Genomic DNA, 24,956 nt, shown 5'->3' with positions numbered 1-24,956 from the left:
CTAAACGCTCAACGTTTCTATATATATGGCTTTTAGAAAGGATAATAAGTTAAAGACAAACTTCTCCAAGATCAGAGTGTCATTGGCATCTCCTGAGCAGATTCTGGAGAACTCTTATGGGGAAGTCACAAAGCACGAAACGGTAAGTTACCGCACGCTCAAGCCCGAGCGTGATGGGCTTTACTGTGAGCGTATCTTTGGTCCGGTAAAAGATTACGAATGCCATTGTGGTAAGTACAAAGGCAATAAGTATCGTGGAATTACTTGCGACCGATGCGGTGTTGAGGTGACCCAAAAGATGGTTCGCCGCGAGCGTATGGGGCACATTGCCCTCAAGGTGCCCGTGGTACATGTTTGGTACTCTCGCTCCATCCCCAATAAAATTGCGTATCTACTAGGGTTCTCTTCCAAGGAGCTTGAGTCTATCATTTACTACGATCGTTATGTGGTAATACAGCCCGGTGTCTTTGCAGTTCCCGAAGGAGAGGCTTCCGAGTCCCACCCCGTTAATTCGCAAGAATGCCCCAAGTATCTAGAAGCAAAGCAGCTTCTAAAGAATGAGCATTACGAGCAATTTTGCGATCGTATTTACGAAGAATTCCCAGGCAATGATAGCTTGGAGAACTCAGATCCAAATAAGTTTATTGCAAAGTCGGGTGCCGAGGCTATCTACGATTTGCTAGCCAACATCGACCTTGATGCTCTCGCAGACGACTTGCGCAACATAGCACAAACAGCTACTTCTCAGCAGAAGAAAGCTGAGGCTCTCAAGCGTCTTCCCGTGGTGGAAGCTTTCCGTGCTTCGGCAGGAATCAACCGTCCGGAGTGGATGGTGCTCAAGGTAATTCCTGTAATTCCTCCCGATCTTCGTCCTCTTATGCCATTGGATGGAGGGCGTTTTGCTACCTCAGATCTCAACGACCTTTACATTCGTGTCATCACGCGAAACAACCGTTTGGGACGTATGATTGAGGCAAATGCGCCCGAAGTGATCATGCGTAACGAAAAGCGTATGTTGCAGGAGGCTGTGGATGCATTGTTCGATAATTCGCGCAAAACCAGCGCTCTCAAGAGTGATCAGGGGCGAGCTCTCAAGTCTCTCTCAGATAGCCTTAAGGGTAAGCAAGGGCGTTTCCGTCAGAACCTTCTCGGTAAGCGTGTCGACTATTCTGCGCGTTCGGTTATTGTCGTAGGCCCTGAGCTGAAGATGAACGAATGCGGTCTGCCTAAGGATATGGCAGCCGAGCTTTACAAGCCTTTTGTGATGCGTAAGCTCATTGAGCGTGGTATTGTAAAGACGGAGAAAAGTGCAAAGAAGATTGTAGATCGTCGAGATCCCGTTATTTGGGAGATTGTCGAAAATGTAATCAAAGGGCATCCTGTACTTCTCAACCGTGCCCCGACGCTTCACCGTCTTGGTATCCAAGCTTTCCAACCCAAGTTGATCGAGGGTAAGGCTATTCAGCTACCACCTCTCTCGTGTGCCGCCTTCAATGCTGACTTCGATGGCGACCAGATGGCTGTTCACCTCCCCTTGGGTAATGAAGCTATTGCCGAAGCTCAGCTCCTAATGTTGGCTTCTCACAATATCCTCAATCCTGCAAGTGGTGAGCCTATTACCGTGCCTTCGCAAGATATGGTGCTCGGGCTTTACTACATTTCTAAGTTCCGCAGCTTGACTCCTCAAGAGCAAGAGCTTGAGCAGCAGGTTCTTGATAAGAAACGTATCCCCTCTATTTTCTATAGTGCACAAGAGGCCTATATCGCTTATGACAATGGGCGTATAGATATCCATAAGCCTATCAAGGTAATGGTGCCCAATGCACGAATTGTGGATGGAGAGCCTCAACGTGATGTTGTAGAGACCTCGGTTGGACGCCTTATGTTCAACGATCTTGTCCCCAATGAGGTTGGTTATATCAACGAGCTTCTTGGGAAAAAGTCTCTCAAGAGAATCATTAAAGATGTACTCAAGGTCTGCGGAGTTGCTCGCACAGCTCAGTTCCTTGACGATATAAAGAACCTCGGTTACCGTATGGCATTCCTTGGCGGTCTCTCCTTTAACCTCCAAGACGTGCTTATCCCTGCCGAGAAAAAGAGAATTATTACTGAGGCTACGGCTGAGGCAGATAGCATTATCGAACAGAACCGTATGGGGGAAATCGATAATCAGACGCGCTACAACAAAGTCGTGGCTATCTGGAATGAGGCTACCGATCTCCTCTCCAACTTGGTGATGGAAGGCTTCAAAAAAGACAACGACGGCTTCAATAGTATCTACATGATGCTCGACTCCGGAGCCCGTGGTTCTAAGGAGCAGATCCGTCAGTTGGCCGGGCTTCGTGGTCTTATGGCTAAGCCTCAGAAGAGTGGTAGCGAAGGTGGGGCTGTTATTGAGAACCCTATTACTTCGAACTTCCTCGAAGGGCTTTCCGTACAAGAGTACTTTATCTCTACCCACGGTGCTCGTAAGGGTCTTGCGGATACGGCTCTTAAGACGGCCGATGCCGGTTACCTTACTCGTCGTTTGGTGGATGTATCTCACGATGTGATCATTAACGAAGAGGATTGTGGTACCCTCCGTGGTATCGAAGTCTCTGCCGTGGTAGACGAAAGCGACAACGAAGTGGCTTCTCTCGAGTCTCGCATCATTGGCCGTACCTCTGTACAAGATATCTATAATACGAACGATTATACGGATCCCAACCGCAAGCTCATTGTGGCTGCCGGTGAAGAGATCCGCGAACAAGAGGCTGAGAAGATCAAGGCTGCCAACATCAAGAGTGTAGAGATTCGCTCGGTATTGACCTGCGACTCGCGCTATGGCGTTTGTGCAAAGTGTTACGGCCGCAATCTCGCTACGCACCGTCCCGTTCAGATTGGGGAGGTTGTAGGGGTAATTGCCGCTCAGTCTATTGGAGAACCCGGTACACAGCTTACCCTCCGTACATTCCATGCGGGTGGGGTTGCCGGTAGCGAAAATACGAACCGCTCGATTGTGGTGAAGGAAGAAGAGGCTATCGTAGAATTGAGTTCGGACCTCCGTGCTATTGTGATCCCCGGTCAAGACTACCGTGTGATTGCCAGCCGAGAGTCAGAAATCTTCCTCTATCACCCCGAGTCGCACAACCTTTTGAAGACCTACGACCTCCAGTATGGTTCGAAGCTTCATTGCAAGACCGGCGATAAGGTCGTAAAGGGGCAAACCCTTGCCGAGTGGGACCCATTCAACTCTGTAGTAGTGGCAGAAACGGCCGGTACTCTCGAGTATGTAAACCTCGAAGAGGGTGTTAACTACAAGGATACGGTGGATGCTACCTCGGGTTACCACGATGTGATGGTTATTGAGTCGAAGGAAAAGAGCAAACTCCCCGAGCTCAAGATCGTCGATCCTACTACAGGTACAGAGAAACTTTACTCTCTCCCTGCCGGCTGTCGTCTTACCTTCAATCCTAAGACTAAGGGTAAGATGCAGGTGAACCCCGGAGATGAGCTTTACAAGATCCCTCGTGTGCTGGCAAGTGCTGGCGACATCACGGGCGGTCTTCCCCGAGTAACGGAGCTATTCGAGGCCCGCAATCCGTCTAACCCTGCTATCCTTTCCGAAATTGATGGGGTAGTAGAGATCGGTAAGATCAAGCGTAATAATCGCGAAGTCTCAGTTACGAGCCGTTTGGGAGAAGTCCGTAAATATCTTATCCCTACAGCAAAGCATATCTTGGTACAGAATGGCGACGTAGTACGTGCCGGTACCCCTCTCTCCGATGGGGCGGTAACTCCGAGCGACATTCTAGCGATCAAGGGGCCGACGGCTCTCCAAGAGTATATTGTAAACGAGATCCAAGGCGTATATCGTAAGCAGAACGTAGGCATTAACGATAAGCACTTCGAAGTAATCGTGCGCCAGATGATGCGTAAGGTCGAAATCATGGAGCCGGGCGACTCTCTCTTCCTCGAGAAGCAGATGGTCGACAAGCAGGACGTCCAGGAAGAGAACGACCGCCTCTGGGGTATGAATGTGGTAGAAGATGCCGGCGATTCAGAAAAATATCGTGCAGGAGCTCTTATCCCCGCCTCTGCTGTTCGAGACGAAAATAGTTCGCTCCAACGCCGCGATTTGACGCCGATGAAGGTGCGTGAGGCTGTGCCTGCGACTAGTCGCCAAGTACTCCAAGGTATCACGCGTGCTGCCTTGCAGACTAAGAGCTTTATGTCCGCGGCTTCGTTCCAGGAGACCACAAAGGTGCTCAACGAGGCTGCCATCAATGCCAAGGTAGACGATTTGCTCGGTCTCAAAGAAAACGTAATCTGCGGTCATCTTATCCCTGCAGGTACCGGCTTACGGGCGTTTAATGGCATGGTGGTAATGCGCCGCGAAGACTATGAACGCGCTAAGGCTGCCCGAGAAGAAACCGGGCATGACCCAGAGTTCGTAGAAGAGGTAGCTGCTGAGGCTGCTACTGAGACGGCTGAGTAATCCGCTTTATCACTTCTTCTTGCCAGACCTTCTCTCATAAGCGAGAGGGGCCTACGGGAGAAGAAGATATATTTCCCCAGTAAAAAGAGGGGCATGGTTATACACTCCATACGAAGGAGGGTTGGCCGTGCCTCTTTTTCTGTTTCTCTCGATTAGAACGGGAGTCGGTAGGGAAATATCTGTATCAAGTCTCTTGTAAATAGGGGGTTGTAAGAGTACTTTGATCACCATCGCAAGGGCAAAGTGAACGATGGGTGCATAGTCTTGAGAGCCTTTCGACGGAATTTGCAAGACCTTATTCGGCAAAGTTCTCTATTTTTGTTGCGAAAAGGAAAGATAGGAGCTCTCACAGAGCTATCAGGGCTGAGACAGAAGAGAAAAAGCCCTCTTTCAGCTTATAACGGGATAAGGCGCCAAGGGGATCGAAAAAGAGAAGATATCCCCGATGTCGCCGGGTCGAGGGCTTTAGAGTCTATCTTGCGCACCCCTCTTTTTGGGGTTGGGGCGTATAACAAAAGAAAAACGGGAGATCAAGATAGGAAACCGAAATGGTATGAAGAGAACAATACACAGAGGATGGTTATATATAGTCTCTATTGCTCTATCCCTACTCGGGGTGTTAGGGGGAGGCTACACGTCATCGGCACAGGTACTTTGGGTGTTGGGTGTGAGGGTTGATAATCCTCTCCATAAGAATGCCTCGAATAGCCAGAGAGACAACGACCTCAGTGCGGTGGAGAGTTGGAATGGAGAATGGACTTGGGATTGTACCACCCATACGCTACTGATCAAGGATCTCAAAAGCAATAAACCGATACAAGGGATCCAGGTTAGAAGCATCCCCAATTTTACGATTCGGGTAGAGGGGGAGTGTTCGTTCGAGAATACCATACCGGGTAAGAGTGTGATAGAGGCCTCTGGCTGTCCTATCTCTATCGAAGGCGTAGGGGCCAAAGCCGCTTTATTTATTAAGACACCTCGAGACTACAGCTCCGGTATCCGTATTGCAAGAAAGCATTATCTCATGGTGAGCAATTGCTATGTCAATGTCTCTTCTCGCTTCACCTTTGGGATTGTAGGAGAAGGGAATGGAGATGGAGTAGGTATCCGATTAAGCAATGACGGTAGTATAGAGGCTAAGGGTAGACTGGGTGCTATTGAGGGAGTAAAAGAGTATATTCAGGTAAACGAAGGGGGCAATTGGGTAAATATTAACGAGAGCCAGACCTATGCTCGTACTACCGAAGGCGATGTCGATGTTGCGTATTTGTCCGGTCAGCTCGTTGATAAAGCTACCGGAGAGCCCCTCAGGGAGCAAAGGGTGCTGCTGGCACCCTATTTCCCTATCTCTATTGGGGAACTCAAGTTGCATAAGTACAGAACGAAATTAACCCCCGAAAGATACGGCTCCGTTGTCAAGTCCGGGGAGGTACTATATAATCCGGAGGCGCATGTACTCAGGCTCAATGCTGCTACCATTGCCTCTGAGGGGGAGGAGGGGATTGTCTCTCATCATTCTGATAAGCTTCTCAGGCTCGTATGTGCCGGATCGAATAAAATAACAACGAATCAGGGGCCCTGTATCAAAATAGAGGATGCCGGAGGTCTAGGTATTGAGGCATCTGGTAATGGAGCTGCCCTTGAGTTAGTACCCGCTGCAAGTGGTCGTTATCCCGGTATTTGGGATGATAGCCACGAGGGTGAGCTAAAGATCCGAGATATTGACCTTACGATAGCGAGTACAACCTCTTGTATCGGCACTTCGCAACAGAGTAAACGGCTAAGTCTTTCCAACTTGAATGCTTCGCTTACGACCACTTCCAACGATGCCCTGATTGATGGTTTTTCCCAACTAACCCTAGAGAAAGCCTACGTAAAGCAGCCTTTGGGGGCCGTGGTGGCCGGTGGAACTATCCGGCAGAGTGATGCAACGCTCCGGAAGGCTACGTGTGTGATCCAGAGAGGGAGTGCTCCAGCCTTCCATATTACGTTTGCTTCGAATATACGCCATGGTAGGGTAGAGGTTACGAACTATAGTGGCTCGCTCACGTCCGTACCTTTTGCTACCCATCTAAAGATTAAGGCCACCGCCGATGCAGGCTATCACCTAACGAAGATCTTTGCGGGCAGCGAAAATATTACCAATACCAAAGAGTTTGTCGTAACCCGCAATACCGAGATCTCTGCTCAGTTTGAGGCGAATAAGTATAACGTCTCCTCGGCTCCGAGTGAGGGTGGGAGCATCTCGCTCTCTCGGTCGGGTATCCTACCCTATGGTACGGAGGTGATGGTAACAGTTACTCCGAATCCCGGTTATAGGCTACTCAAGCTCTGGGCCAATGGGGTAGATATCACGGAGGCGAAGAGGTTTGTGGTGCAGGGGGCTACTACGGTAGAGGCGAGCTTCCAACCGGAGTCTTATGCCGTAAGTGCCAAGGTACCTCAGCATGGAGAGATCCTTCTCTCCCATAGTGGCCTGGTCTCTTATGGTACGGAAGTATCGGTGACGGTGCGTGCTAACGAAGGGTATAGCCTTGTCAAACTTATGGCCAATGGGGTAGATATTACGGCTACCAAAAAGTTTGTGGTAAAGGAAGCCACCATGGTAGAAGCCCTCTTTGATACCGAAGGCTTTACGGTAAGGGCCAAGGAGTCTAAGCATGGTAAGATCACGCTCTCGTATAGTGGACAGGTACCTCGTGGCACGGAGGTATTGGTAACGGCTTTCCCAGATCAAGGCTACGAGCTAGTACGCCTTACGGCCAATGGAGAGGTCATCACAGAGACGAAGTCGTTTATCGTTAAGACGAACACGGTAGTAGAGGCTACCTTCAGGGCAAGATCTTATATGGTAACAGTGGTCTCTCCTCAGCATGGGCATATCTATCTCTCGCATAATGGACTTCTCCCTTATGGTACGGAGGTGACGGTAACGGATCGACCGAATGCTAATTATGAGCTTGCTAAGCTTACCGCCAACGGCGTAGACATTACCAAAACGAAAAAGTTTCTGGTCTTGAGAGCTACTATGGTAGAGGCCTACTTTAAGAAGACCTCCGCTATCGAAGAGGTCGCCTCTTCAGAAGGCCGCCTTTACCCCAATCCTGCATCAAAAGCAACTACCCTCACGGGTGTAGAGCCCGGGACTATGGTACAGCTGCTCTCGATCGATGGCATAGAGCTGCTCCGCATGCTAGCCGATGAGGCCGGTGTAGCTCGTCTCGATCTTACAGGCCTGGCTGCCGGTAAGTACCTTGTAAGAAGTGGTAAGACAACGACCGTTCTACTGGTTGCGAAATAAGATAACGGCACGGGGGTGGGGCTGAGGGGCTCCTCTTCCTGCGTGGGAATACTTCTCTTAGCGTTTTCCCTCTCCTAGAGAGAGTCGGGGTTGTGGGTTCGCCTACAGCCCCTATTTTATTTTTTTTCTCCCCTCGGAGGGGAGAGATGCCTTCTTTGAAGGGGTCCCATAGAGGGGATTGAGCCCTCCTCGAATACACCCTCTTTTTCTCAAAAGGGGAGCCTTCGTGAAATGCTTGCCTGGATTCTTACTTTTTCTTGCCTAGAAAGTACTCCGCCCACTGCCCGAAACTTTTTTATTTTTCAGGTGAAAATGGGGTGCGATTCCGGGCAAGAAGGGAAATTTTTTTACCCGGAATACTTTTTCCTTTTTGTCAAGCCCTTCAAAGAAGGGACCCTCTCTCAGAGGTCCCCAGTGGGTCTCTTTGTGTCACTACTAAATTGCTGTATCTCATCTTGTTGCAGGGTTGTTGTGACCGATTTTGCAAGATTGGGCAAGATGAAGAATGCATGATTTTGCAAGAATTTTGACCGATTTTGCAAGATTTATTTTGTGAGGAGAGGGTACTTTTGCCCATAGAAAATAAAGCCCATGAGGGGCCTTGAGAGAGAAAGTTTAGTTGAAGTAGAAAAACAGGTCTTCTGCTTTTCCGGGAGAGGAGAGAGGAGACCACATGATAGCGAAAAACGAAAAACACAAATCGTTCCGGAGAGCGTCTGGCAACCATCCTTAGAATCCATGAAGTCCGCATAGATCTTCTCAGAATACTGTAAAGTAGAGAAGAGGGTTGCGGAGAGTTCGCCCCAGACGCAAGGAGGGGTAATGGGAGGCAAGCCACAAGTGAGAGTAGGACTCTTGGTGGCTTGCTCCCGATCCTCTCTCTTTTGGCCTCCCCCACCTCTCGAGTAGAGACTCGTTTTGAGGTCAACTTATTAAAAAGAAAAGCACGTTAGAATAATAGAATAATAACAGAAAAATAAGAATCCGTCCGGCTCGCTCCTCTTCTTGGCAAGCGCTAGGGAGAAGAGAGGGCAAGACACAAAAAGACAACAGGTATGAAAAACATGGTACACAAAGGATGGCTCTATGTAGCCTCCATGGCTCTAGCATTACTAGGGTTGGTAGGTGTTTCCTACACGGCGTCGGCACAAGTTCTTTGGGTGCTGGGCGAGAAGATCGAAGACCCCCTGAACAACGACTCCTCTAAGTCCCAATCTGGAAATGATTTGGAGCAAGGGGAAAACTGGAACGGCTATTGGTCTTGGAATCACAGTACGCAAACACTTACGATCAAAAAACTCGAAAGCAATATGCCGGTACAGGGCATCTATGCAAAGGATATTCCCGATTTTACCATAAAAGTAGAGGGAGCATGCACCTTCGGAACTAGTGCAAAAAACAAGAGTGTAGTAGAGAGTTCAGGAAATTCCATCAGAATCGAAGGCGTGGGAGAGAACGCTGAACTTTTCATTCGAACGAGGCGGGGAAGTAGCCACGGAATTCGCATTGCTAAAAAACGCGACCTCTATGTAACCAACTGCCTAGTAGATGTTTCATCGGAAAATTATGGGATTACGGGAGAAGGCGATGGTACCGGAGTAGGTATCAGAATAGGAGAAGGTGGTAGAATAGAGGCTAAAGGGACCTCAGGAGCTATCACAGATATTAGAGACTATATTCAGGTTTTTGAAAATGGAAATTGGGTAAGTCTCAATGATAGTTATTATGCTCGAGTGACTGCCAATGACGAACAAGTGAAGTACGATGGTAGTCGTATCGCATATGAGGACTCCGGGAACATTGTTAAGGGAGAGTGGGTTATGCTTGCACCTTATTATCCCATCAAGGTGGCAGGTGTTAAATTGCACAGATATAGGTGGAAATTGACTCCCGACCGATTCCCTTCTATCATTTCGACTGGGAGTGTGGAATATGATTCCAAAGACCATAGAATTACCCTCACAGATGCGACAATTGTGTCTGATGATTATTACGCAGCAATTAGATCAGATCATCCCTCTAAGTTCCTTCTGATTGGGTGCAAAGGCGCAAATAAAATCACTACTGTATCGACGGGTTCTGCGATTCGTGTCTCAGACAAAAGTAGTCCAACTATCTATGGAGTAGGAGATAATGCATCTCTTGAACTCTATCCCTCCACGGATGATCATTACCCCGGTATTTGGGATGAGACCGAAGAAAGTTATCTGGTGGTCAAAGACATCGATCTCAAGATAAGGAGTAAGGCAGCTTGTATCTATACCAAAAAGGACAATAAAGTTGTGTCCTTAGTGAATCTTAGTGCTATGCTTACCACCACAGTTCCTGAGTGGCCGTTGATCTCAGGATTTAAAACGCTGACGATTAAGGATGCCTATATTGCTTCACCCCTTGGTGCTGTTGTGGATGAGGGGACTATCAAACTCAATGGAACATTTCTCGGCAACACTACGTGTGAGATCAAGCGAGGTAATGCTCCTACCTACAACGTTACGATCGACTCCGGTATTAAGAATGGTCGTGTACGTGTGACCAACTACAGTGGATCGCTTTCTTCCGTACCTCTAGGAACCAAACTACAAGTAGAGGCTACCCCTGCTGAGGGCTATCACCTTGTAAAGATCCTTGCCGGTGGCGAAAATATCACCGAGTCTAAATCGTTTGTGGTCACCCGCAATGCCGAGATCTCAGCTCAGTTTGAAGCTAATACGTATGCGGTAACGGCTAACGTACCTCAGAATGGTAAGATTATGCTCTCTCACAGCGGCTCGGTAGCGTATGGTACAGAGGTTACGGTAACAGTTGAGCCGGACGAAGGTTATGAACTTGCCAAGCTGACGGCCAATGGCACAGACATCACAGCGACGAAGAAGTTCGTGGTGAAGAAGGCGACTACGGTAGAAGCTACCTTTGCAAAGCAAACCTTTGCGGTAACGGCTAAGGCTGCACAGAATGGTAAGATTACGATCAAGGGCTATAGTGACCTCAAGAAGGTACCCTATGGTACGGAACTCATGGTAGAGGTGACACCGAATGCCGGCTACAAGCTTTCGAAGCTGACGGCCAACGGCACCGATATTACGGCGACAAAGAAGTTTGTCGTGAAGGGCGCTACTACGGTAGAAGCCACCTTTGTGAAGGATACCGCTATCGAAGAGGTATCTGCCTCAGAGGTAGTTCTCTACCCCAATCCTGCGGTAGACGTAGCTACCCTCTCAGGCATTGAGGCCGGGGCTATGGTACAGCTCTTCTCACTTGATGGAGCAGAAGTACTTCGCACCATGGCTAATGAGGCAGGCATAGCTCGCCTCGACCTTACAGGCGTAGCTGCCGGTAAGTACCTTGTGAAGAGTGGTGAGACAATGGTAGCTCTACTTGTTACAAAATAAATTCTATTGACAAGGGTAGAGGGTGAGGGTAGACCTCCTTTGGGAAGTTGCCCTCACTGCTCTCTCCCCTCTCTCTCTAATGTAGAGTCGGGGTTGTGGGTTCGCCTGCAACCCCGACTCCTGTTTTTCTATACTTTCTTAGAGTACACTCAATATTCTTAACCGATTTTGCAAGACCTTTCTCGCAAGGTTTAGGTACTTTTGTTCGTGGAATATAAAGTCCATGAGGGCTTAGAATAGAGCGTTTAGAATAAAATAGACGTCCGCTGCTCAAGATAGTGGACGGAAGACACGAAACGATAGGAATGAGTAAGAGATACAAAGGATGGCTCTACATAGCCTCCGTGGCTCTAGCGTTACTAGGGCTGCTGGGAACCTCCTACACATCATGGGCCCAAGAGCTTTGGGTACTGGGCAAGAAAGTTGAAGACCCCCTGAGGGAGAATGCCTCGGGCTCCAGTAGCGGGCGTAATCTCCAGAATGAGAAGAGTTGGAATGGCGAGTGGTCTTGGGAGCACCAAACGAGAACGCTTCGGATCAACAACCTCACAAGCAATATGCCGGTACGGGGTATCTCTGTGGCCGATATTCCGAATTTTCGGATAGAAGTAGTGGGCACTTGCAGGTTCTTGAGTAGCGAAAGTGGCTATGCTGTAGTGCAATCTAAAGGATGCCCCATCCGTATTGAAGGGGAGGATGAGAATGCCACGCTTTACCTCCGAGACACCCGAATGAATGGCGTAGGTATCCTGGTTGAGGGGAATCATCCCCTCCTTATACAAGAGTGCTATCTGGATATTGAAGCCGGGAAGCACGGACTCAGAGGCGGAGGTAGTGGAGCAGGCGCTACGCTTTCTCTCTCAATGGGGGCTCGGCTAGAGGTCCGGGGTGGAACCGGTTCTATTGTGGACTTCAACGGCGGAATTGATGTGTTAGAAGATGAGAGTAGACGAGTAGATCTTAATGCCTCCTCTCTCGCTAGGGTCACTATAGAGAGCAATAAGTCTGTAAAGCACAGCAATGGAGCCATCGTCTATGAGGCGGATGGAGCGATCGTAAAAGAGTGGGTTATGCTTGCGCCCTACTACCCTGTAGAAGTAGGGGGGCTAAAACTCCGTAAGTACTTGACGCGATTGACCCACAACGACTTCCCCTCAGTGATTGCGACGGGGAGCGTGGAGTATGACGCAAACGAGAAGTCTCTGACGCTTGATGACGCCACAATTACCCCTCCGGGCAATGAGGATGGGATCGTCTCTAGCCACCCGGTTGGTTATCTTACCATTAAGTGTAAGGGTGCCAATAAGATCACGACCAAAATGGGGGCGGCAATCCATGCAAAAGACCAATATGCCCCAACCATTACAGGAGAGGGAGATCAGACATTGCTGGAGCTATACCCTTCTACAACGGATGATGCCCCGGGGATTTGGGAAGGATCGGCAGAAGGCGGCTTTACATGGATCGGGCATCTGGACCTCAAGATCAAGAGCAAGTCTTCTTGCTTCTATAGCGCCAAGAATGATAGTGAGCTTAGGCTGAAGAGCCTTAATGCGACCCTCTCCACCAAAGGGGATATGATCACGGGTTTTAAGACGTTGGTCATAGAGGATACTTATATTGTCTCGCCTAAGGGGGCCTATGTAGAGGGTGGGGCGATCTACCACAATGGCTCCCCTCTTTACAACACAACGTGCCAGATCAAGCGAGATACTACACCTACGTACAATATTACGATCGATCCCAACATAAAGTATGGTACACTACGGGTCGCCAACTATAGAGGTTCTCTCTCGTCTGTACCTATGGGTACTAATTTAATTGTAGAGGCTATCCCCGATGAGGGTTACCAAGCAGCGAGGGTCTTTGCCGGTGGCGAAGATATTACCGAGTCTAAATCCTTTGTGGTGAGACACGATGCCGTGATCACAGCTCAGTTTGCGCCGAGCTCGTATGAGGTAACCGCCAAGGAGTCTCCGAATGGAAGGGTCCTGGTTAAGGGATATGGCGACCTCAAGAGGGTGCCTTATGGCAAGGAACTGATCGTGGTGGTGAATCCCTATTTTGGCTACACATTCGCTAAGCTCACTGCCAATGGGGTAGACATTACGGCGACAAAGAGGTTTGTAGTAAGAGGGGCCACCACGGTAGAGGCCACCTTTGATGCTAAACCCTTTACCGTAAGGACCAAGACTCCCCAGCATGGTAAGCTCGAACTCTCGCACAGCGGTTCGGTAGCGTATGGTACGGAGGTGACGGTAACGGTGACGCCAGACGTCGGTTATAGGCTCTCCAGGCTCATAGCCAATGGGGTACAGATTACGGATACGAAGAAGTTTGTCGTGAAGGGGAACACCATGGTAGAGGCATTCTTTGTGTCAGCTACCTATCAGGTAACGGCCATGGCCGCTCAGCATGGTAAAATCGTGCTCAGGGGGTACGGCGACCTCAGGAATGTGCCCCAGGGTAAGGAGCTCTCCGTGTTGGTAATCCCCAACGTAGGCTACTCGCTTACGAAGCTTACGGCCAATGACGTAGACATTATGGCTACAAAGACGTTTGTAGTAGAGGGGCCCACGATTGTGGAGGCCACCTTTGCGAGGGGGACCGATATCGAAGAGGTTACCACCTCAGAAGTGCTTCTCTTTCCTAATCCTGCGGCAGACGCAGCTACCCTCTCAGGCCTTGCGGCCGGAGCTGTGGTGCAAGTCTTCTCGCTCGATGGTGTAGAGCTGCTCCGCACCCGAGCCGATGGGGATGGGGTGGCTCATCTCGACCTTGCAGGCCTGGCTGCCGGTAAGTACTTCGTAAGAAGTGCTAAGACAATGGCCGTTCTACTCGTCACGAAATAAGATTCGATTGACAATGCGGTGAGAGGCTGAGGGAGCGCATGATCAGCTCTCGCAGCCGCTTCTAGTTTCTTGTCCATTATGCTATCTTATAGTATGATACATAGTTCCTCGTAGCAAGGAGTACCCCCACCTAGCGCAGAACGTGTGCAAAGCTCCGACTTTTGCACCACTCAGAAAAAAGATCCCTCTAGAAGAATCTAGAGGGATCAAAAGAACGTACTGTGGATTTTTCGGCAACAGCCTCAAGCCACATTTTAGACAGTCAAGCAATTCATCTAGCGTACTTAGTCTAAGGTGGTGCTTTTATTCAATAGCCTTCAGTCGAGCTGTTGCCTTTATCGTCCTACTATGTAGTGTTAGGGCTTGCGGTGGTAAGTTACATAGGCTAACTGTTCCCCATCAAGCTCTACACGAGCTATACGGAGGACTTTACCCACTTTGGGGCTCGTATATTGAAAGAATCCCTCAGCAGCTAGTCCAGTGTACTCATAGCCGTTTTGTGTCAAGAGGTTATCTACGACAGGGTTAACTTTAGTTCCGTCATCACTAACCACGAGGGAGCAAGGCGCATAGTAGCCGATAGCCTGATCCATAGCCCCCTTGGCACGATTGACGTAATACCCTCTGACAGGGTTAGCTTTAGAGTCTACATCGTACCATAGGAATAGGTCTTGACTAGTTGAGTACTCCTCACTCTTCTTCTGATTAAGAGTACCTCCGTGGGCGTACTCCCAAGCCTCAATGTCCTCTTTACTAGCGCCCCACTCATTGCAAGGGTATGGAATGAGAGAGACGAAGACTTCACTATCTGGATAAGAGTTGTGAGGCTGGATAGGATCCACAGGATTTGTCGGAGGGGTAGTACCCTGACAAGCGACTAGCAGAAAGCTCAAGCATAGAGCTCCGCAAAATAGATTGACGTACTGCTTCATGGCTATTATCTTTTCTGTGAATAGGTTAGCTTAGCGGCCTGAGTGCCTTGTTCCATCTCTTCATATATTAGCACTTTGCTATGTAGCGTAGCATTGTCCGAAACAAATTGATTAGCGCTACGCTCTTGAGGAGTGGTGTAGCCGTTGGCCTTTAGAGAGTCTAAGAAGTTTTTATTCAGTCTCTGCTTGGCACCACTCTCCCGGACTAAGACGCGATCCAAAGGCTTGACAAAGACTTCAACCTGCACTAGTTTGCCCTCCTCTATAATATAGACTCGCTTGAAGACATCGCCACCAGCCTTCCCCTTGAAAGCTAGCTGTAGGTAGTCAGGGTCCTCGGTATCACTAGCCCCTGTATCGTAGGTAGCACCTTGAGCCATCTCCCAAGTAGTGATAGTCTCCTTAGATCCATTGCTCCAGTCCAAGTAAGCTACGTCCTTAATGTTCAGTCCCTGGGGATCCTTCTGGATCGCCTCTTCTTTGATCTCTACCTTACCGTCATAGAGAGCCCATCCTTTACTTCGAGCTAGAGGTATGACACTATTCTTATCCAATTGATTACCCTCGGGTGTAGGTAACTCAGTATTTAGGATGACACACTTGCCTCGCTGCCCAGTAAGCTTAGGCAGACTAGCCACAAGAGCTGTTGTCGCCTCCTTAGAGAGCTTGTTATGATGTACCTCTAGGAGCTTCAGATGGGACATCGTAGCTGGTAGCTCTAGAGCCGTTAGAGCTAGGTGATCAGCATAGAGAGACTCTAGTGCTGGCGTGTGTAGCTCTAGAGATGTCAACTTATTGTGATCTAGACGTAACATCTTAAGCTTCGGAAGGTTTATGCTCAGTTTACCCTCAAATGAATTACCACCTATTGATAGCTCTTCCAGAGCTGGAAAAGCAGAGAAATCTAAAGCCTTGAGCTTATTGTCCTGTAGGTTTAGCACCTTGAGCATGTCAGGCTGAGGGATAGAGATACGCTCTATCGCCTTATTGCTCGCGAGAGATAGATATGAGAGCGGAGCTCCATAGAGCTTGACGGTAGCTCCTCTCACGGGTATATCTAGCATCGTCGGATTGGACGCATTTCTTGACACTGCATACTCCTTTCTCTCCCCACTGCCATCATCAACGAGCAGTGATTCGCCCGAAGCAATTGCGGCAGAAAGTGTCAGGCTATAGCCCATCTTGAGTTTATGAGCTATCTCAGCCGTCAGCTGCACTTGCGCTTTCTGGCGTACCTCTATAAGACAGCTTGCGGTCACGCTAGAGCCTTTGAGGCGTGCGAGTACGATTGTCTCGCCTGGAGCCTTTGCAGTGACTAACCCGTGCTCATCAACAGTAGCTATATCAGGCTTCTCGGCAAGCCACTCTATAGTATGCTCCTCAGAGGCTGGATCGATGGTAGCTGCAAGCTGGATCTGCTCTCCTGGAGCGAGTAGAGCACTAGAAGGCGTAATCGTCACCGTTGGGTCTTGTCCTGAAGATGAGCTAGATACAGACACAAGGCAAGAGGCTTTAGCGTCTGTACCCTTGATTTGCACAGTTACGATCGTATTGCCCGCTTTGAGTCCTTTTGCCATACCTTTTTCAGATACGGTCACAATGGTTGGGTCTTGGCTCTTCCAGAGCAATTTTTGAGAGATCTGCTCGGGCTCTGTTTTGACAGCTAAGAGTACCTCTTGCCCCCTAGTGAGTGAGACTTTCTTCTGGACGAAGTCGATAGAGTAGCTCTGTGGAGCCTCTTGCTCCTTACCACAACTGGTAAAAAGGAGTAGCGTAGCGCATAGTACTGCTAAGTATACCTTAAGGTCTTTCATAATGAAACATGTTCTATGGTGAGTGAATTAGTTAGAGTCTCTTATAGTTAAATAGAGCTAGTCCTCCTATCTCAGGATGCTTCGCTGGTGAAATGATTACCCCCATTGATATAGTAGGATTGACATACGAAGCTCCCAGCGAGGTGACATGGCTGAGGATGTACCCCTCTCGAGTCATCAACTTGCGAAGTGCCCGATTTAGGCGTGCTCCTGAGCCTTTTATCTCAAAGGCATAGTCCATAGGTGAAGCATAGAGAGCTATCTCGCTGACTACAGGAGGTTTCTTTTCTGAAGGTGAGGATATAGTATATATACGTAGCCGTATAGTCTCGTCATTTACGTTGAAAGCTATAGTTTCCAGTCCCGTAGCCTCGTCCGTCTTGCTAAGGCGTGGCTCATGCGTCCCTCCGTGTGCTTCCTCCCAGGCGAAGACGTTAGCCTTGTTGGGATCACCTAGGAGGGTAAACTCAGGTATCGGCAACCTTGCAAATGTCTTACTCTGATCTGCTATGACGACAGAGACTTGACACTCTTTTTTGATAGCCCCAGAGGCAATCGTGATAACAGCTTTGCCTGGCTTGATAGCAAAGATAGTACCCCTATCCACATATGCTACTGACTCATCACTGCTACTGTACTGTACCGTAGCATTGCTAGGAAGGATAGTCACCGAGAGCTTGTATAGCTCTCCCTCGATGAGTTCTAGCTGAGCATCATCTAGTATGATACTTTCCGCAAGAGTGACTGTGGGAGAAGAGCTTGGCTCCTTATGACACCCGACAATGGATAGTATTGCCAGTAGGAGCATGAATAAGTGCGTTTGTCTTTTCATTTACGTATTAAAGTTGATTTAATGTTTTATAAAGATGTCTATAGCTAGTGTATCTATACCATACAGTACTGCTTGAGTCTAGACAAGGTAAAGCTTGTCTCGTACTTAACCCTCATCCGCAGGCAAAGCTAGAAAAAAAAACAACACAACACATCAATCGCATTATAAAACTTCTCTGAAAGGTTCCACTCAATGTGCTTTCCTTTGAGAGCTACTCCATCGCCATTGCATACTATCTTAAAGGGGATCTTCTTCCACTGGAAAACTTTTATCGGACAGCAATAATAGGAAATAGGGCTACTAATTGCTTTTTGTCCTCTCTCTTATGAGGAGACCGAGGAGGGATATTGCGCCATGAAATACTTTTAAGTAGGGAGTTCGTAGTAAAAAAATCCCCAATAGAGGGGATTGTGAACACTTTTCATCTGCTCTACCTTTGCTTGCGAATCGATATGTAAGTAAATCCTATTATAACTATAAATAAATGAATGTGTTACAGCGATTGGGGACCTATATGGGCAACCGTAAACCCCTGCTTCCCATTAGTTTAGTACTGTCGGGCTTGACAGGGCTCGTCTCCCTTCTTCCCTTTATCTTCGTTTGGCTTATCGTGCATCAGTTGCTTGTAGAGCCCGAGGGTGTGGAGCCGGATAGCGTTTTCTCTCTTGCATGGTGGGCTTTCGGGTCTGCCGTATTGGCTATTTTGCTTAGCTTTCTCTCTCTTATCTTCTCGCATGTTGCGGCATTTCGGGTTGAGTGCTCCATGCGGCGCTCTGCTTTGTCGCGGTTGATGCGGATGCCTCTGGGCTATTTCGATACCCACACCACGGGGCGTATACGCAAGATTATCGACGAAGACTCGTCTCAAACGCATACCTTTATTGCCCATCTTTTGCCCGACTTGGTGGGGAGTATCCTCTCGCCCATTGGGGTGCTTGTTTTGCTCTTTGTTGTGGATTGGCACTTAGGGCTGGCGTGTATGATCCCTATTTTGATGGTTTTTGTCACCCTCGGGGTCATGATGAACCCGAGGCAACAGAGCTTCCAAAGGGAGTATCTTGATGCTCAAGAGCGGATGAGTACCGAAGCGGTAGAGTATGTGCGAGGTGTGCCTGTTGTCAAGGTTTTTCAGCAGACCGTTTTCTCCTTCAAACGTTTCTATGATAGTATTATTTGCTATCGCGACCTTGTGACCAAGTGTACCCTTCGTTGGCAGTACCCCATGTCGTTTTATACCGCAGTGATCAATACGATTGCCTTCTTCTTAATCCCGATGGCGATAATCTTGATCCACAATACAGGCAACTATGGGGGTGTGATAGCCGATATGATACTATTCCTCCTTATTACGCCGGTTATTTCCGGCAATATCATGAAGATAATGTTTCTACAGCAGGGTATGTTTATGGCAGGGGAGGCAATCAGTCGCATGGAGGCTCTCACGGAGGATGCCCCTCTCCCCGAAGCTGAACACCCACAACCGATAACCTCTTATAGTATTGCCTTCAAAGGGGTTACCTTTTCCTACTCCGGAGCTAATACCCCTGCCGTGCAGGAGCTCTCTTTTACCCTACCTGAGGGGAAAACATATGCTTTGGTGGGACCCTCGGGAGGAGGAAAGAGTACGATTGCTCGCCTTATCCCTCGCTTCTATGATGTGGCGCAGGGGAGTATCTCTATTGGGGGTGTGGATGTACGCCAAGTGGCTACGCACGACCTTATGAATGCCGTATCTTTTGTTTTCCAGAATGGGAAACTCTTTCACTCTTCGTTGCGCCACAATGTGACGTATGGTTCCCCTAATGCTACCGAAGAACAGATCCGGCGCGCCCTCGATCTTGCCCAGTGTAGGGAGATTATAGAGCGTCTCCCCCAGGGGTTAGATACTCGGATTGGTGTAGAGGGTACCTATCTCTCCGGGGGAGAGCAACAGCGTATTATCCTTGCTCGTGCCCTCCTCAAAGATGCTCCCATCGTGGTTTTGGATGAAGCTACCGCTTTTGCCGACCCCGAAAACGAGCAATTGATTCGCCGTGCTTTGGCTGAGCTAACAAAGGGGAAGACTGTACTTCTCATAGCCCATCGCTTGACCAATGTGGTGGATGCTGATGCTATTTTAGTGGTTGACGAGGGGCGCCTTGTGCAGCAGGGTACGCACCAAGCTCTCGTGGAACAGGAGGGGTTGTACCGCTCAATGTGGGAAGAATATAACCGCTCTATCAACTGGACCATCTAACCTTTTAATCCTCAAAATCATTATGATCCACCTCATACAAAATCGTTTTGCCCTCACCCGTGATGGAGCTATCTCCTTTGTTAAGGCTGTAGTGTGGTCGTTGTTGCTCAACCTAGCCTTCATGCTCCCTGCAATTTATCTCTTTCTCTACCTTACGGATTACCTTGATCCGCTAATACACCCCGGGGCTACTCCCTCCCATGGCTTGGGCTACTATATCCTCATAGGTCTGCTTTGCTTCCTTGTAATCTTTGTTATTGCTTTTAGGCAGTATGCCTCTACCTATACAAAGATTTATACCGAGAGTGCCGAGCGTCGTATAGCCCTGGCCGAGAAACTTCGCAAGTTGCCTTTGGCGTTCTTTGGCGAGCGAAATCTCTCGGATCTTACCTCTACCATTATGGAAGATTGCTCCGAGATAGAGCATGTTTTCTCGCATGCTGTACCTCAACTCTTCGCTGCTGCCGGGAGTATCCTCCTCATTACCATAGGATTGTTTTTCTACAATTGGCAACTCTCTTTGGCTCTCTTTTGGGTTGTGCCTCTGGCGCTACTTGTACTGATCCTCTCTAAGCGAGCTTTGGAGCGTGGGTTCAAAAGGGGACATTGTACGAAACTCTCGATTGCGCAGCAGATACAAGAGGGGTTGGAGAGTGTGCAGGAGATTAAGGCGTATAACGGCGAAGAGGAGTACCTCAAGACCTTCGACGAGACAATTACAACCTACGAACGACAGTTGATGCGAGGCGAAACTTTGGCCGGGAGTACTCTCAATCTTTCCCATATACTACTTAAATTGGGGATTGCATCCGTTATCTTGGTCGGGGCTTATCTACTGGCAGATGGTACAATTCCCATGCTTACCTATCTTATCTTTCTGATTGTTTCTGCCTCTATCTACAACCCTATTATGGAGGTGATGAATAACTTTGCCGCTCTTCTCTACTTGGATGTGCGTATCAATCGTTTCCGCGAAATGGATCAAATGCCTATCCAGACGGGAGTGCAAGAGTGCCACCCCAAGGGTTTTGATATAGCCTTTGATGGGGTCGAATTTTCCTACGAAACCGGAAAACAGGTGCTTCGGGGCGTCTCCTTTGTGGCTCGCCAAGGTGAGGTTGCGGCTCTTGTTGGCCCCTCGGGAGGCGGTAAGAGCACCACGGCTAAGTTGGCTGCTCGCTTTTGGGATGTAGACCAAGGGCGCATTACTCTAGGCGGGGAAGACATTAGCAAAATAGACCCTGAGACTCTGTTGCAATACTACTCTGTGGTGTTCCAAGATGTGCTTCTATTCAATGCCTCTATTGCCGATAATATCCGCGTCGGGCGTAAAGATGCTTCCGACGAAGAGGTACGCCGCGTGGCGCGATTGGCGCAGTGCGAAGAGTTTATACAGCGCATGCCCCAAGGCTACGATACGCAGATAGGAGAAAATGGCGAGACCCTCTCGGGTGGAGAGCGTCAGCGCATCTCTATTGCACGTGCTTTGCTAAAAGATGCTCCCATCGTACTGCTGGACGAGGCAACCGCCAGTCTTGACGTAGAGAACGAATCGAAGATACAGACGGCGATTTCTGCCCTTATCAAAGATAAAACAGTGCTGATTATTGCCCATCGTATGCGCACAGTGGCTCATGCTCATAAGATAGTGGTAATAAAGGAGGGGCAGGTAGTGGAGATGGGGGCTCCGGAGGAGCTCCTAGCACAGGGTGGAGAGTTCACGCGTATGGTAGCTGCTCAGAATGCCTAATCTCTAGCCCTAGAACTAAAAAGATACTGGCTAGCCTCTTGCTGGCCGGTGAGCAAGAGGTTAAGCTCAGACCGGACGAGATACAAATAAAGTATATGAATGGTGCGATACAAAACAACCTAACCAAGGTACCCGAGACGATGCTTATACCGCTTCGTGCTCGCTACAACGAAACCAAGCGACCCCATGGTATTATTCGAGATCCTAAGTCGGTGGAGATATTAGATCGTATTGAACCCTTTTTTGAGGGTAGGCGAGAGGTCTCAATTCTCTCGCAAATGGGAGTAGCTGTGCGCACGGATATTCTAGATCGCCTCACCCTGCAATTTCTGGAAAAGCACCCCGATGGACTCGTGGTTAACCTCGGTTGTGGATTGGATACTCGCTTTCACCGTTTGGATAATGGTAAGGTTACTTGGTTTGATTTGGATCTGCCCGAGGGTATAGACTTGCGCAGAAACTTCTTTGAAGAGAGTGAGCGATTCCATTTTATAGCCGCCTCAATACTCGACCCCTCTTGGCTCGATCTCCTCCCCAAAGATGCCCCAAAACTCTTTATTGCTGAGGGGCTTTTGATGTATTTTACAGAGGAAGAGGTGCACTCTCTCCTCGCTACCTTGGCAGAGCGTTGCCCTCGGTCGGAATTTATTTTTGAGGCCATGTTTCCCCGTATGGCACGTCGTACCGAGCAGCATCCTGATATGAAAGGGTACGAGGCGCAGTTCAAATGGGGTATCAAGTCGGGGCGAGATTTGCTCAATTGGGGCATAAAACTCCGCTTTGAGCAAGAGTACTTCTACAATATCCACCTCAAGAAAATGCCTTGGTATGCAGCTCTCTTTTACCAGACTGTAGCTCGCCGTGTGATGAAGATTGTACACCTAACATTGGGAGAGGAGCAGTTGAGAGTCGCTTGAGAAGTCGTACCTTTGCAGTTGGTATTTAGTAACCTGATAGACGATGAACGACTTTGTAGAAGAACTTAGGTGGCGCGGGATGCTCCACAATATCATGCCCGGGACAGAGGAGCAACTCTCTAAAGAACTCTCTACGGCATACGTGGGGATCGACCCGACAGCAGACTCGCTACACATAGGGCACCTTGTGGGAGTGATGATGCTTCGTCACTTTCAGAGGTTTGGGCACCGCCCCATAGCTCTCTTAGGTGGAGCCACGGGTATGATTGGGGACCCCTCGATGAAAAGTGCCGAGCGCAACCTTCTCTCTCTAGAGACCTTGCGCCATAATCAAGAGGCGATTGGTAAGCAACTTGCCAAATTCCTCGACTTCGATAGCGAGCAACCCAACGCCGCAAAGTTGGTCAATAATTACGACTGGATGAGCGAATGGCGCTTCCTGGACTTTATCCGCGAGGTGGGTAAGCACATCACCGTTAACTATATGATGGCCAAAGACTCCGTGAAGAAGCGTCTCGAAGGGACGGCAGGTTCGGGGCTTTCGTTTACAGAGTTTTCGTATCAGTTGCTCCAGGGCTACGACTATTTATACCTCTACCGCCATGAGAATTGCCGCCTACAGATGGGCGGATCCGATCAGTGGGGGAATATCACTACAGGTACGGAACTAATTCGCCGTATAGAGGGGGGCGAGGCTTTCGCTCTCACATGTCCCCTCATCACCAAGGCAGATGGAGGAAAGTTTGGCAAGACCGAGAAAGGGAATGTTTGGCTCGATCGTCGCTACACTTCGCCTTACGCTTTCTACCAATTCTGGTTGAATGTGAGTGACGAAGATGCCGCCCGTTACATTAAGATTTTCACTTTCTTGGGAAAAGAAGAGATCGAAGATCTTGTAGCACAGCAGGCTGCGGCTGCACATCTCCGCCCCTTGCAACGACGTCTTGCCGAGGAGCTTACGGTACTCGTACACAGTCGCGAAGATTGCGAAGCTGCAGTATCTGCCAGCGAGATTCTCTTTGGTAATGGTACGGCAGATGCTCTCCGCTCGTTGGATGAGGAGATGCTTCTCTCTGTGATGGAGGGGGTACCTCACTTCTCTATTGCTCGCGATACACTGGCTACTCAGCCCAAAGCGGTCGATCTCTTTACCGAGGGAGCTGCTATTTTCCCTTCAAAGGGAGAACTTCGCAAGCTCATCAAATCGGGAGGCGTGAGCCTGAATAAGGCGAAGCTTACAGATACAGAAGCTACGGTTAGTGCCAGTGATTTAATTGCCGGTCGCTATCTATTGGTACAGCGCGGCAAGAAGCAATACTACCTCGTAACGGCTGAGTAAAGAATTGCCAATAGGTACTTGTAATGAAGCAGTTAGCCATTGTAATTGTCAATTACAAGGTACCGCATTTTGTAGCTCAGTGCCTCGACTCTGTTTTACAAGCCACACGCAATATAGATGCTGAGGTATGGGTCGTAGACAATGCCTCGGGAGATGGCTCTCTGGAGATGCTCTCTCCGCAATATCCGAGCGTTCACTTCATTGCCAATAGCGAGAATGTGGGTTTTGCACGGGCTAATAATCAAGCCCTCAGGCAGGTTGATGCCGAGTACTCTTTGTTGCTTAACCCCGATACGCTTATTGGTGAATCGACGTTGGAGGCATGCCTCCGCTTTATGCAGGAGCACCCCGAGGCTGGAGCTTTGGGCGTGCGCATGATGAATGCTCAGGGCGAGTTCCTTGCCGAGAGTAAGCGAGGTCTTGTTACTCCCTTTGTGGCATTTTGTAAGATTGCGCAGCTAGGGCGATTATTCCCTAAAAGTGCAGTTTTTAATCGATACTACCTAGGGCATCTCTCCAAAGAGGAGGTGCAGGAGGCTCCCATCCTATCGGGAGCATTCTTTTTTGCACGTAGTGAAGCTCTTCGCAAGGTGGGATACCTTGACGAACGGTACTTTATGTATGGCGAGGATATAGACCTATCGTATAGTATCTTACAGGCCGGCTATCGCAATTATTATCTGCCTATCCCTATGCTTCACTACAAGGGCGAGAGCGAGAGTGCAGCCCAAGGTGAGGGGCGTTATTTGGATGCCTTTTACGGTGCCATGGAGCTATTTTACGATAAGTATCATACGGGGCAGGCATGGCTCCGACGGCTGATGCACGGGGCTATTCGCCTAAAGAAGTCGCTGGATAAGCGCAGCCGAAAGAAGACGCTCCCTCTTACAAACCGACCCATCGCGGTGGATCTCAGGCAGCCTGATGCCCTAGAGGGTGTCCCCTCGGGGAGTGCCGTTGTTGTGGATTTGAGCCTTATCTCCTACGACCTTTTGTTGCAAACCATGTGTGGAGCCGAGGGGCGTGGCATTACCTTTCTCTTGCACGACCCAAAACGGAAAGTAACCTTGGGCCCCGGTGGTATAGTACCGGAATAAAATCCCCCTTTCCTCAGGAA

Annotated in this window: 12 protein-coding genes; 9 read left to right on the top strand and 3 right to left on the bottom strand. The window is 49.1% G+C overall.

The features are described from left to right. Positions 1-25: 25 nt before the first annotated feature. From rpoC to Q0090_RS06160, 4 genes are all read left to right on the top strand, one after another. Positions 26-4,477 (top strand): DNA-directed RNA polymerase subunit beta', encoded by a 4,452-nt coding sequence (gene rpoC, locus Q0090_RS06175; RefSeq protein ID WP_297948763.1) that lies wholly within the window; start codon positions 26-28, stop codon positions 4,475-4,477. Between the two features lie 553 nt (positions 4,478-5,030). Then, positions 5,031-7,778: a hypothetical protein gene (locus Q0090_RS06170; protein ID WP_297948761.1), complete on the top strand. Its 2,748-nt coding sequence runs from the start codon at positions 5,031-5,033 to the stop codon at positions 7,776-7,778. 1,055 nt (positions 7,779-8,833) lie between these two features. Beyond that, complete coding sequence (locus Q0090_RS06165) at positions 8,834-11,167, top strand: hypothetical protein (RefSeq protein WP_297948759.1); 2,334 nt, start codon at positions 8,834-8,836, stop codon at positions 11,165-11,167. 305 nt (positions 11,168-11,472) lie between these two features. Further along, positions 11,473-14,019, top strand: coding sequence for a hypothetical protein (locus Q0090_RS06160; RefSeq protein WP_297948757.1), 2,547 nt, complete (start codon positions 11,473-11,475; stop codon positions 14,017-14,019). A gap of 356 nt (positions 14,020-14,375) precedes the next feature. On the opposite strand, the gene Q0090_RS06155 is transcribed toward Q0090_RS06160, so the two are convergent. From Q0090_RS06155 to Q0090_RS06145, 3 genes are read right to left on the bottom strand one after another with little or no spacing between them, the layout of a single operon-like run. Continuing rightward, the gene (locus Q0090_RS06155) at positions 14,376-14,951 is read right to left on the bottom strand and encodes a hypothetical protein (protein WP_297948755.1); all 576 of its coding nucleotides are present in this window, start codon (positions 14,949-14,951) and stop codon (positions 14,376-14,378) included. Positions 14,952-14,956: 5 nt separating this feature from the next. Continuing rightward, positions 14,957-16,765, bottom strand: a complete 1,809-nt coding sequence (locus tag Q0090_RS06150) for an Ig-like domain-containing protein (RefSeq protein WP_297948753.1) — start codon at positions 16,763-16,765, stop codon at positions 14,957-14,959. 31 nt (positions 16,766-16,796) lie between these two features. Next, positions 16,797-17,597, bottom strand: coding sequence for an Ig-like domain-containing protein (locus Q0090_RS06145; RefSeq protein ID WP_297948751.1), 801 nt, complete (start codon positions 17,595-17,597; stop codon positions 16,797-16,799). A gap of 484 nt (positions 17,598-18,081) precedes the next feature. Here Q0090_RS06145 and Q0090_RS06140 point away from each other — a divergent pair, with 484 nt between their 5' ends. The 5 genes from Q0090_RS06140 to Q0090_RS06120 all read left to right on the top strand — a co-directional run bounded on the left by Q0090_RS06140 (position 18,082) and on the right by Q0090_RS06120 (position 24,936). Next, on the top strand, positions 18,082-19,833 hold the full coding sequence (locus Q0090_RS06140) for an ABC transporter ATP-binding protein (RefSeq protein WP_297948749.1): 1,752 nt from the start codon (positions 18,082-18,084) through the stop codon (positions 19,831-19,833). 22 nt (positions 19,834-19,855) lie between these two features. Then, complete coding sequence (locus tag Q0090_RS06135) at positions 19,856-21,583, top strand: ABC transporter ATP-binding protein (RefSeq protein ID WP_297948747.1); 1,728 nt, start codon at positions 19,856-19,858, stop codon at positions 21,581-21,583. A 95-nt stretch (positions 21,584-21,678) separates the two neighbouring features. Beyond that, positions 21,679-22,500, top strand: coding sequence for a class I SAM-dependent methyltransferase (locus Q0090_RS06130; RefSeq protein WP_297948745.1), 822 nt, complete (start codon positions 21,679-21,681; stop codon positions 22,498-22,500). Between the two features lie 43 nt (positions 22,501-22,543). Then, entirely contained in the window at positions 22,544-23,839 is a 1,296-nt protein-coding gene (gene tyrS / locus Q0090_RS06125) for a tyrosine--tRNA ligase (RefSeq protein ID WP_297948743.1), read from the top strand. A 23-nt stretch (positions 23,840-23,862) separates the two neighbouring features. Next, positions 23,863-24,936 (top strand): glycosyltransferase family 2 protein, encoded by a 1,074-nt coding sequence (locus tag Q0090_RS06120; protein WP_297948741.1) that lies wholly within the window; start codon positions 23,863-23,865, stop codon positions 24,934-24,936. The last annotated feature ends 20 nt before the right edge of the window (positions 24,937-24,956 follow it).

Source organism: uncultured Porphyromonas sp., assembly GCF_938023125.1.
GTDB lineage: Bacteria > Bacteroidota > Bacteroidia > Bacteroidales > Porphyromonadaceae > Porphyromonas.
Note: the sequence above shows the minus strand (reverse complement) of the source record. Positions and strands in the feature narration are given on the sequence as shown.

Bases quoted from the DNA above. Each gene is read 5' to 3' on its own strand.
- Q0090_RS06120 (WP_297948741.1), top strand. From the start codon at position 23,863: ATGAAGCAGTTAGCCATTGTAATTGTCAATTACAAGGTACCGCATTTT.
- rpoC (WP_297948763.1), top strand. From the start codon at position 26: ATGGCTTTTAGAAAGGATAATAAGTTAAAGACAAACTTCTCCAAGATC.
- Q0090_RS06130 (WP_297948745.1), top strand. From the start codon at position 21,679: ATGAATGGTGCGATACAAAACAACCTAACCAAGGTACCCGAGACGATG.
- Q0090_RS06155 (WP_297948755.1), bottom strand. From the start codon at position 14,951: ATGAAGCAGTACGTCAATCTATTTTGCGGAGCTCTATGCTTGAGCTTT.
- Q0090_RS06160 (WP_297948757.1), top strand. From the start codon at position 11,473: ATGAGTAAGAGATACAAAGGATGGCTCTACATAGCCTCCGTGGCTCTA.
- Q0090_RS06135 (WP_297948747.1), top strand. From the start codon at position 19,856: ATGATCCACCTCATACAAAATCGTTTTGCCCTCACCCGTGATGGAGCT.
- Q0090_RS06170 (WP_297948761.1), top strand. From the start codon at position 5,031: ATGAAGAGAACAATACACAGAGGATGGTTATATATAGTCTCTATTGCT.
- Q0090_RS06145 (WP_297948751.1), bottom strand. From the start codon at position 17,597: ATGAAAAGACAAACGCACTTATTCATGCTCCTACTGGCAATACTATCC.
- tyrS (WP_297948743.1), top strand. From the start codon at position 22,544: ATGAACGACTTTGTAGAAGAACTTAGGTGGCGCGGGATGCTCCACAAT.
- Q0090_RS06150 (WP_297948753.1), bottom strand. From the start codon at position 16,765: ATGAAAGACCTTAAGGTATACTTAGCAGTACTATGCGCTACGCTACTC.
- Q0090_RS06165 (WP_297948759.1), top strand. From the start codon at position 8,834: ATGAAAAACATGGTACACAAAGGATGGCTCTATGTAGCCTCCATGGCT.
- Q0090_RS06140 (WP_297948749.1), top strand. From the start codon at position 18,082: ATGAATGTGTTACAGCGATTGGGGACCTATATGGGCAACCGTAAACCC.